Here is an 11,410-nt window from a genome sequence, read left to right as displayed (position 1 = left end):
AGATAGGGCGTTCAGATGTTAGGGTATTACTTGAAATTCCCCCACTTCCCCAATTCATAATTGATAATTCATAATTCATAATTCCCACGTCGCTATTGGAGAAAATCTTAAATTTGTCTCGCAAATTTCTAAAATGTTGCTAAGTTAATATTATGAGCTTGGGCTCTAACGATTTTAATACACTTGTATTAAAATTGGATTCGCGTAAAAGCAATGAGGGATGAAATTTATCCGTAAGAATCCGATCAAATTAAATACAATAGCTAAAGACTAAAGGAATTAGCCAAGGCAAATAGGGATTATTTTCCTCTTGCCAGTGGGAACAGTTAACCCACCCCATAATTCCTTTGATACTTAGCTATCTGGTCAACACCGCAGACAAACCGGCGATCGGATTTCATTCCTCAAGCCATTTACCCAATTTTTGCAGGAGCCAGATTATGAGTTGACCGAGCTAAAACAGCATTCCGTGTCGCTAAAATCGCATCGACACAAGGAAATTTAAGCAAAAATCTTCTCCCATTTGTTGTAATTAAAGCTACAATCGGAAAAGTCTTTCCCCGTCTCGGATTTGAGACAAAAATTTGTTCAGTATCACCTAGATTGAGATTCGATCTTCTAGTTTTGCACAGAAGGAGCAAGAGGAAAACGGCATGATGCAGGCCCACGATGTACTAACCCTTACCGAGCCGCCATTGGATTTAGATTTGATTGACCTAGACGAAGACTTCGATGATGAGGATATCGAGTTAGAGCTAGAAGAAACCAGCGATAGCAACGATGGCAAAAAAACCCGCCGCCTTGCCAGCGCTCGTCGTCGCGACGCCGCTAGAAAAAAACCCTATACAGAAGATTCGATTCGGATTTATCTGCAAGAGATCGGCAGGATTCGGTTATTGAGAGCGGAGGAGGAGATCGAATTAGCGAGAAAAATCGCCGATCTACTGAAATTAGAACGCATTCGCGAAGATTTTTGCCTCTATAGCGATGCTGAATGGGGAAAACAGGTTTTCCTGTTCGAGCGCATCGAAAAAATTATCGTTGAAAAATCGGAAAAAGAACCGAAACTATCGGATATTAAGGCTTATTTAGGTAAAACGGAGCTAATGGCTCCCATGCTGGAAGAATGGCAGGCGAAATCAAAGGAATACTTATCGGCCTTTAAGCGTCGTTTGTACCATGGTCGTCGCGCTAAGGAGAAAATGGTACAATCGAACCTGCGTTTAGTGGTTTCGATCGCCAAGAAATACATGAATCGCGGTCTTTCCTTCCAAGATTTAATTCAAGAAGGTTCCCTCGGTTTGATCCGCGCCGCCGAAAAATTCGACCACGAAAAGGGTTATAAATTCTCCACCTATGCCACTTGGTGGATTCGTCAAGCCATCACCCGCGCGATCGCCGATCAATCCCGCACCATTCGTCTTCCCGTCCACCTCTACGAAACCATCTCCCGGATCAAAAAAACCACCAAGATTCTTTCTCAGGAAATGCGCCGCAAACCCACCGAGGAAGAAATCGCCACCAAGATGGAGATGACCATCGAAAAACTGCGTTTTATTGCCAAATCTGCCCAATTACCGATTTCTCTAGAGACTCCCATCGGTAAAGAAGAAGATTCCCGTTTAGGAGACTTTATCGAAGCGGATGGAGAAACCCCAGAAGATGAAGTTTCTAAAAATTTGTTACGCGAGGATTTAGAAAACGTCCTCGATACCCTTAGTCCTCGTGAACGCGATGTGCTGCGGCTGCGCTACGGTTTAGATGACGGCCGGATGAAAACACTCGAAGAAATCGGTCAGATTTTCAACGTTACTCGCGAGCGCATTCGTCAAATAGAAGCCAAGGCCCTGCGGAAACTGCGTCACCCTAACCGTAATAGTATCCTCAAAGAGTACATTCGTTAATTTCCCGCTCTTAAAAAACTAGAAACTGAGTCTCCTTGAGGCTCAGTTTTATTGTTATCTACACTTTCCTCGATCGAATTTACAGCAGTTATCTTAATGATGAGGTACAAAGTTTTTCTTTTGGGGAGTCGCTCGTCGATACCAAATTAGGTTACACTTCATCTTGATCAGAGACGCCATAAATATCTCATTGATTAGAATCAAGAAATGTATGATAATGTCTGTAAATTTCTCGCCGAAAATTATAGTCGTGACTTCGCCCAATGGTTATTAGGAGAACCCCTCTCCTTCACCCAATTGAGTCCCTCGGAACTGTCTCTAGAACCGATTCGGGCGGATGCCCTGATTTTGTTAGAATCAGATACGATGATTCTTCATCTCGAATTCCAGACCGATCCTGACCCAAAAATGTCCTTTCGGATGTTAGATTATCGCACTAGAGTCTATCGTCGCTTCCCCAAAAAAACCATGCGACAAGTGGTAATTTACCTGAAAGAAACCTCATCACCTTTGGTGCAGGAAAATGCTTTTATCCTTCCCAATACCCGTCATGAATACGAAGTGCTTCGTCTCTGGGAAATTCCAGCCGAGGAAATGTTAGGATTATCAGGATTGTTACCCTTGGCCAATCTAGGAAAAACCCCTAATCGTCCCGAAATCCTACGACAAGTAGCCGCAAAAATTGATAATATCGAGGGTAGAACTGAAAAAAGCAATTTAGCCGCCGCCACAGCAATTCTGGCGGGATTAGTATTAAGTAAGGAAATCATCGGAAGTTTATTAAGGGAAGAAATTATGCGCGAATCAGTTATTTATCAGGATATCCGGGAAAGTGGAAAAGCACAAGGAAGACGAGAAGAAGCGGTTTCTTTGATTCTACGGCTACTTAACCGTCGTTTAGGTGAAATATCCTCGACTTTGGGCCAACAAATCCGAGAACTATCTCTAGAACAATTAGAAACTTTAGGAGAAGCGCTGCTCGATTTTACCAGTTTGACAGATCTGACCACTTGGTTATCGGAGATAGAAATTTAAATCCCCAGAAGATGTCTGCTCGTCCTGCGTTAAATTTTTAAATACTGGCTTTTTTCCCGTATTGATTTAACCATGGCTACTAGCGATATTCCCCATTCTACTCACTCATCCCCAAAACCCCTGCCAAAACTGGGACTTTTCACCATGTTTCGCTTAGGACTCTTTCAAATGGGACTAGGTATTATGTCCCTGCTGACTTTGGGGGTTCTCAATCGGATTATGATCGATGAGTTAAAAGTTTTACCCTTTCTCGCCGCAGCTGCGATCGCTATGCACCAGTTTGTTAGTCCAGCACGCATCTGGTTTGGGCAAAGATCCGACGGTAAAACTATTTTAGGTCATCATCGCAGCGGTTATGTCTGGATTGGGGCGGCAGTTTTTACCGCTTTAGCTTTTATTGCTTTGCAGGTAGTCTGGCAATTGGGACTTAGTATTCAAACTTCGGGATGGAATACCATTTCCTACGCTTGGATTGCCCTCTTAGCCTTAATTTTCGCCCTCTACGGACTCGCTTTAAGCGCCAGTTCCACCCCTTTTGCTGCCCTCTTGGTGGATGTGTCCGATGAAGATAATCGATCGCAATTAGTTGGTATAGTTTGGTCAATGCTGATGGTGGGAATTGTTGTCGGGGCAATCGTTAGTTCTCGTCTGCTGGATAGTCCCAATATCTGCGGTACAGCTATTATCAGCTATGATCCCACCCAATCAGCCCCTATGGCCAATATTGGGCAGCTACAGGCGACAATTAACCCAGTTTTTACAATTATGCCCGCCATCGTCTTTGGTCTCTGCATTTTGGCGACTTTTGGTGTAGAAAAAAAATATTCTCGTTTTAGTAGTCGGTCCACTCTCGTCGAAAGAGAGGATCAAATTACCTTCAAAGATGCGTTACAGGTTCTCACCGCTAGTCGGCAAACCGGTTTATTTTTCACCTTTCTGCTGATGATGACTTTGAGTCTATTTATGCAGGATGCAATTATGGAACCGTTTGGGGGCGAGGTTTTTGGGATGTGTATCGCCCAAACCACCCAATTAAACGCTTTTTGGGGAACTGGAACCCTTTTTGGTATCGCTGCCACGGGATTTATGCTCATTCCCCGCGTCGGTAAACAAAAAACCACTAAATATGGCTGTATTTTTGCAACAATTTGTTTTATTCTCTTGATTTTTGCGGGCTTTTCTGCTAATCAAAGTTTATTAAAATCAAGCTTGCTCTTTTTCGGTTTAGCTTCGGGAATGATTACTGCTGGGGCTACCAGTTTAATGTTAGATTTAACCGCTGCCGAAACTGCGGGAACTTTTATCGGCGCTTGGGGATTATCACAAGCGATCGCCCGGGGATTAGCCACGGTTTTAGGCGGTACGATTTTAAATATCGGTAAAGTTATCTTTTCTAGTCCGGTTTTAGCCTATAGCTTAGTTTTCCTCCTGCAAGCATTGGGAATGATCCTGGCAATTTGGTTATTAAGTCGCGTCGATGTCAAGGAATTTAAGGAAAATGCCCGAGCAGCGATCGCAACGGTAATGAAAGGAGAGATCGACTAGCAAAAGCAAGCAAAAGTGAGATAACGGGAGAATTAGCCCGATCGGGGGAAGTTGGTTAGCAGCTTTTTTCCTATCCTAAAAGTAGAGAAGAAAACGAAAGAGGAGGCTAAAACTATGAAAAGGACTTTAATGATTGCCCTAGGTTCCCTAGCTTCCTTACTGCTGATTAACCCCGTCGGTGCGGAAAATCCCCGACAGGTGCAACAATTATTGAATACGGGGGAATGTCCGAGGTGTGATCTCCGGGGTGCAGATTTAAGAGGGGCGCATCTAATCGGTGCAGATTTGAGAAAAGCGAATTTACAGGGAGCTAATCTGGAGGAAGCTAACTTAGAGGGCGCAGATTTGACCGATGCTAACCTAGAAGGCGCAAATTTAACCGCAGCTTTTCTGACTAATGCCAGTTTGAATCAAGCTAATCTCAATGGTGTTAATTTCACCAGTGCCATGATCTATGATGCTGATGTGACGGGTGCATCAATGGAGAGAATTAACTTGACAAATGCTCAGATTTATGGTACAGGCATCGCTGTGGGTGGTGAAAATCCTTAGATGTTCTTGTCCTCAAAATATAGTTAATTTTGTAACAGATGCAAGTGTCGCGTCTGTTTTTTTATACACTTTTACTAAACAGTTTGAGTTATAAAATAACCGGCATGACTCAACTCACACCGCGCTCTAGTGTCTTAATTGTCGATGATTTGCCCAATAATGTGCGGCTATTGTCGATTATGCTCACCGAGAAGGGATATCAGGTACGCAAAGCGATTAATGGACAGATGGCCCTGAATACCGTGCGATCGCTAATTCCCGATCTGATCCTCCTCGATATTAATATGCCCGATCTCAATGGTTATCAAGTTTGTGAACGGTTAAAAGCTGATGAAAAAACCAGAGAAATTCCCGTGATTTTTATCAGCGCTCTTGATGATGTCTTAGATAAAGTCAAAGCTTTTCAAGTGGGAGGTGTTGATTATATTTCTAAACCTTTCCAAGGAGAAGAACTCATGGCACGCATCGAAAATCAATTAACTATTTGCCGTCAAAAAAAACAACTACAAAACGAAATTAAAGAACGTCAAAAAACTGAGGAAACCTTAGAAATTTATCTTCATGCTGTCTCTCATGATCTCCGAAATCCCGTGATCGGTATGTCAATGATCTTAAATAATTTAATTAAAAATTCTCAGGGAGAAACTAAAGAAGTATCCCGGAAGATTTTACAACAGATGGCCGACAGTTGCGATCGACAATTAACTTTAATTGATTCTCTAGTCGAAACCCGACAGAATGATCTTTGGGGAGTTTCCCTAGAACTAAAGCCTTTATCTCTCTACGAAATTGGTCAACAAATCAGTCAGGAATGGGAGTTAAGATTAAGGGAAAATCAAGCAACTTTAATTAATAACTTTTCCCCCGATTTACCCTTAGTTAATGGCGACGCTCACCATCTCTGGCGAGTTTTTGAGAATTTATTAGCCAATGCCCTTAAACACAATCCTCAAGGGATAATTATCACTTTATCCGCTAGACTAGAGGGCAATTATCTCCGGTGTAGCATTGCCGATAATGGGGTGGGAATTAGCGAAACCCAGAGAAAACAATTATTTGATCGCTATCAACGAGGCGGCAATAATAATCAGATTAGTTTAGGACTAGGTTTATATCTATGTCGTCAAATTATCCATGCTCACGGGGGTGAAATTGGCATTATGAATAATGACGAAAAAGGTTCACAATTTTGGTTTACTTTACCCTACTAAGCTGTTGACTAAGTAGGTAGATGTTAAAGACTTTCAGACACCCCCCTTATCAAGGGGGGATTAAGGGGGGATCTATCTTCAATTTAATTATAACCAGCTACTTATCTACACTACTCCTTAAGACTGTCTATGAGCAGGGAGAGCTAGTTTAAACATTTGTTTTTTCCTGTGACCGGGGAAAGAAAGGGCTAAGATCTATCTAGATCAACTATCTTCACTTGCCATGGCCGCTAATGCCGACTATTCTGCCCATTCTAGCGTTAACTTGCAACAACCTTGGCATACTTATCCGGTGGAAACCACCCTATCTATCCTCGGTAGTTCCGCTGTTAATGGCCTCAATAGGGAGCAAATCGCCGAAAGAATTAAATATTATGGCAAAAATGAACTAAAAGAACGTCCAGGGCGCAGTAATTGGCAAATTCTCCTGGATCAGTTTACCAATATTATGCTCCTGCTCTTAATTGCCGTGGCCATAATTTCTGGGGGACTGGATTTACTGGAATTGCAGCGCGGTCATCTGGCTAAAATTGGTGTTCCCTTCAAAGATACGATCGCTATTTTAACAATTGTCATCCTCAATGGTATCCTCGGATATCTGCAAGAAAGTCGCGCCGAAAAAGCTCTGGCCGCTTTAAAAAAACTCTCCTCCCCCCAAGTTAATGTTATCCGCGAGGGCCAACGCAGAGAAATAGATGCGGTTAATCTCGTCCCCGGGGACATCATGCTGATTGAAGCGGGAACCCAAATCAGCGCCGACGGCCAAATTATCGAAGCTTTTAACCTGCAAATTCGCGAATCGGCCTTGACAGGAGAGGCAAATAGTGTTAGTAAATACGCCTCCATTGAACCTTTAGACAGGGACACTCCCCTTGGCGATCGCTTAAATTTTGTCTTTACTGGAACAGAGGTACTGCAAGGCCGGGCCAAGGTCATCGTTACCAATACGGGAATGACCACGGAATTAGGCAAAATCGCTCAAATGTTAGCAACAGTCGGCAATGAACCCACTCCTCTCCAAAAAAGAATGATTCACTTGGGTAATGTCCTTGTTGCTGGTTCTCTCATTCTAGTTGCCCTGACTATTACCATCGGCCTGATCAATGCCGGTTGGTCGGCCCTACAGGAATTGGTCGAAGTTTCCCTTAGTATGGCAGTAGCCGTCGTTCCCGAAGGATTACCCGCAGTTATCACCCTAACGCTCGCCCTAGGTACTCAACGCATGGTCAAACGTCAGGCCTTGATTCGTAAACTGCCAGCAGTAGAAACCCTTGGTTCTGTTAATGTGATCTGTTCCGATAAAACCGGGACGTTAACGGAAAATAAAATGATTGTACGGGAGATAGAGACGGTTAATCGCAGTTTTTTAGTTACTGGGGAAGGATATAGCCCAAAAGGACAATTTTTAGACTCCGAGCAACGGGCGATCGATCCCAAAACCGATCTAGAATTACATCATCTCTTAATTGCCAGTGTCCTCTGCAACGATGCCAGTTTAAACCTCGATAACGGTCACGATAGCATTTTAGGCGACCCCACGGAAGGAGCTTTATTAGTTTTAGGGGCGAAAGCGGGCTTAAATTTATCCCTAACCAAGCAAGAGTTCCCTAGAATCGCTGAAATCCCCTTTTCTTCCCAAAGAAAGCGAATGTCGGTCATTTGTCAAGGAGTCAATCCCGTACTATTTACCAAAGGTTCCCCGGAATTAATCCTTGAACAATGTCTCTCCTATCAATCGGGATTAGAAAGTCTTCCTTTTGGGGATAGGGAAAAAGAACAAGTCTTAGTCGCTAACAATGCTATGGCTAACAGGGGTTTACGAGTCTTAGGATTGGCCTATAAAAACCTGATTTATCCACCAGAATTAACTGAAATCAGCGAAGATGAGCTAATTTGGCTAGGAATGGTCGGTATGATCGACGCAGCGCGACCGGAGGTACAAATCGCCGTGACTAGGTGTCGAGAAGCGGGAATCCGTCCGATTATGATCACCGGCGATCATCAATTAACTGCTCTAGCGGTGGCTAAAAGTCTTGGTATTGCCCAAGCGGGAGCTTTAGTCATCTCAGGGCAAGAATTAGATAAATTATCACCAATTCAGCTAGAAAACCTCATTGACAAAACTAACATCTATGCCCGTGTCTCCCCCGAACATAAACTAACTATTGTCCGCGCCTTGCAAAAAAAGGGTAAATTTGTTGCTATGACCGGAGATGGGGTGAATGATGCTCCGGCCTTGAAACAAGCAGATATCGGTATTGCCATGGGAATCGCCGGCACCGATGTCACCAAAGAGGCTAGTGATATGATTCTCCTTGATGATAATTTTGCCACCATCGTCGCTGCCACGGAAGAAGGGCGAGTGGTTTATAACAATATTCGCAGTTTTATTAAATATATTCTCGGCAGTAATATTGGGGAAGTAATTACTATCGCTGCTTCGCCTCTTTTGGGTTTAGTTACTCCCCTAACTCCCTTACAAATTCTCTGGATGAATTTAGTTACCGATGGTTTACCCGCGTTAGCTTTGGCAGTGGAACCCCCTTCTCCTAATATTATGCGTCGCCCTCCTTTTAGTCCCCAAGAAAGTATTTTTGCTCGCGGTTTGGGAACTTATATCGTGAGAATTGGGATTATTTTTTCGATTATTAATATCACTCAAATGTTAATCGCTGTGCGCTTGGATCCACTTTTTGGTAATACTGGTTCATGGAAAACTATGGTTTTTACTACTCTCTGTTTAGCTCAGATGGGTCATGCCATTTCCGTGCGATCAAGTGATCATCTTACCATAGAAATGAATCCCTTAACTAATCCCTATCTCTGGGTAGCAGTAACCCTGACGACAATTTTTCAACTGATGTTAATCTATGTTCCTGCTCTGCGGGATTTTTTCGGTACTCAATTTTTAACTAAAGAAGAATTATTAATCTGTTTGGGATTTAGTACCCTATTATTCGTTTGGGTGGAGTTAGAAAAATTATTTACCCGTTGGTATCATCGGCGATAACGAAGGCAGGAGGCAGGAGGCAGAGGGCAAGAGGCAAAACGGAGAATAAATAATCAGTTTTTAATAACCAGATTTAGTATATCGCTCTTCTGGAACTTTCGGAAATCCCTGACCGAATCCAGATTCTGAAACTCTTGGTTGACAAGTGATCGCTAACTTTTTTTCTAATAAAAACTCAAATTTCAGGTTTCTGTTAGTTAGCGATAGCTTGAAGGCTTACCCCATAAGAGAGCTAGAGTTTAGAGACTGTAAGACTTTTGCCAGACTCCCTCCAAGAGCGATAAGTAGGGCTGGCTGAATAAATCTAAAAACCTTGTTGGATAATATTTTGAGGCTTTTTTGAAATCAAAAACTGCCCGTACTTGGAGTGATCAGGGGGGAAATTTAGGCACTTTTTCCCTGAAAATTAGGTAATTGAGCCACTGAAAATGAGTAAAACCCTATACCCGTTCGGACCTCGGCGTGAGACTTCGGCGTGAGCTCAGTCGAACGCTCGGTCGAACGCTGAGCTCACGGCCGAAGCCTACACCCTGCCCCCGGGAAAAACTTTTTCAGCAAACCCTACAATTTAAAATCATCCCCACCGAGGAACTAGCCATGAAATCCTTTGCCCTTCTTACCACCCTTAGCCTAATCAGCCTTTCCACCCTCGCGACTGTTCGCCCCGCCATGGTGCCAGAGAGCCGACAACCAGCCGAAACCCGGATCGCTCAAGGGAACAATCAAGACGCGATCGGCCACTATAACCGGGGAATTGACTACATCCAACAGGAAAAATACGATCTCGCCCTCGCTGAACTCACCAAAGCGATCAAACTCGATCCCCGATACGCCGAGGCTTACGTCAATCGGGGGCTTCTTTACCAACAACAGGGGAAACCCGACCTCGCCCTGTCCGATTACAACAAAGCGCTCAACATTAATCCCCGATTGGCCCTGGCTTACAGCAATCGCGGGTTTCTTTACGCCGTACAGGGAAAACCAGACCTCGCCCTGTCCGATTACAATCAGGCGCTCAACATTAATCCCCGATACGCCGAGGCTTACGTCAATCGGGGGGTTCTTTACCAACAACAGGGGAAACTCGATCTCGCCCTGTCCGATTACAACAAAGCGCTCAACATTAATCCCCGATTGGCCGAAGCTTACAGCAATCGCGGGTTTCTTTACGCCGTACAGGGAAAACCAGACCTCGCCCTGTCCGATTACAATCAGGCGCTTAACATTAATCCCCGATACGCCGAGGCTTACGTCAATCGGGGGCTTCTTTACCAACAACAGGGGAAACTCGAGCTCGCCCTGTCCGATTACAACAAAGCGCTCAACATTAATCCCCGATTGGCCGAAGCTTACATCAATCGCGGGTTTCTTTACTACCAACAGGGGAAACCCGACCTCGCCCTGTTCGATTACAATCAGGCGATCGAAATTAATCCCCGAGACATCCGTGCTTACGTCAATCGGGGGCTTCTTTACCGACAACAGGGGAAACTCGACTTCGCCCTGTCCGATTACAACAAAGCGCTCAACATTAATCCCCGAGACGCCGATGCTTATCTGAATCGGGGGGTTCTTTACGCCGGACAGGGGAAACCCGACCTCGCCCTGTCCGATTTCAATCAGGCGATCAACATTAATCCCCGAGACGCCGAGGCTTACGCCAATCGGGGGGTTCTTTATTACTCTCGACAAGAAAGGGAAAAAGCGATCAGAGATTTCCGACAAGCCGCCGAACTGTTCCGCCAGCAAGGAAACGCAGCGGCCTATGAAGCGGTTATGGAATTCCTACGGGAATTAGGCGCGGTCTAGTCCTTTTTCTTGGGTTGAGCGAATCAATGGGTTAAAGAAAACCTCTCAATTTTAGGGGAAAGCGAAACCCAACAGCCAACACCTAAACTCGTCTGAATGAGCGATCGCTTCTCATGACTCATTAGTTCGCTTAATTTTTTAGGGAAAGGGTTTTAAAGTTGCTGTTACCTTTATCCTGTATGCTTTTTAGCGAGTAAGGTAAGTAGAACATTGCCGAGAGTGCGATCGCTAATTGTCTCGCTTAAACCCCAATCAATTCGTTAACCTCAGAATAGTCTTTTTGTACTAATAAATATTCGAGTAGAACGCTCAATGCTTTTGCTAGAAACCATTTGAGACAATTT

General features: G+C 44.1%; 7 protein-coding genes. All 7 read left to right on the top strand.

The annotated features are described in order from the left end of the window. Positions 1-653: 653 nt before the first annotated feature. Positions 654-1,904, top strand: coding sequence for an RNA polymerase sigma factor RpoD (rpoD, locus tag IQ234_RS10235; RefSeq protein WP_193957016.1), 1,251 nt, complete (start codon positions 654-656; stop codon positions 1,902-1,904). 207 nt (positions 1,905-2,111) lie between these two features. Then, the gene (locus IQ234_RS10230; RefSeq protein ID WP_193957015.1) at positions 2,112-2,939 is read left to right on the top strand and encodes an Rpn family recombination-promoting nuclease/putative transposase; all 828 of its coding nucleotides are present in this window, start codon (positions 2,112-2,114) and stop codon (positions 2,937-2,939) included. Positions 2,940-3,011: 72 nt separating this feature from the next. Then, the gene (locus IQ234_RS10225; RefSeq protein WP_193957014.1) at positions 3,012-4,484 is read left to right on the top strand and encodes a BCD family MFS transporter; all 1,473 of its coding nucleotides are present in this window, start codon (positions 3,012-3,014) and stop codon (positions 4,482-4,484) included. 114 nt (positions 4,485-4,598) lie between these two features. Continuing rightward, positions 4,599-5,036 (top strand): pentapeptide repeat-containing protein, encoded by a 438-nt coding sequence (locus IQ234_RS10220; protein WP_193957013.1) that lies wholly within the window; start codon positions 4,599-4,601, stop codon positions 5,034-5,036. Positions 5,037-5,140: 104 nt separating this feature from the next. Beyond that, a complete protein-coding gene (locus IQ234_RS10215) occupies positions 5,141-6,247 on the top strand; it encodes a hybrid sensor histidine kinase/response regulator (protein ID WP_193957012.1) in 1,107 nt (368 codons plus the stop codon). Between the two features lie 223 nt (positions 6,248-6,470). After that, complete coding sequence (locus tag IQ234_RS10210; RefSeq protein WP_193957011.1) at positions 6,471-9,257, top strand: cation-translocating P-type ATPase; 2,787 nt, start codon at positions 6,471-6,473, stop codon at positions 9,255-9,257. 597 nt (positions 9,258-9,854) lie between these two features. Beyond that, positions 9,855-11,066: a tetratricopeptide repeat protein gene (locus IQ234_RS10205; protein ID WP_193957010.1), complete on the top strand. Its 1,212-nt coding sequence runs from the start codon at positions 9,855-9,857 to the stop codon at positions 11,064-11,066. The last annotated feature ends 344 nt before the right edge of the window (positions 11,067-11,410 follow it).

Origin of the sequence: Microcystis aeruginosa LEGE 91341, assembly GCF_015206885.1 — a bacterium.
GTDB lineage: Bacteria > Cyanobacteriota > Cyanobacteriia > Cyanobacteriales > Microcystaceae > Microcystis > Microcystis aeruginosa_H.
The sequence above is the reverse complement of the archived record's forward strand: the minus strand, read 5'-3'. Positions and strand labels throughout refer to the sequence as shown.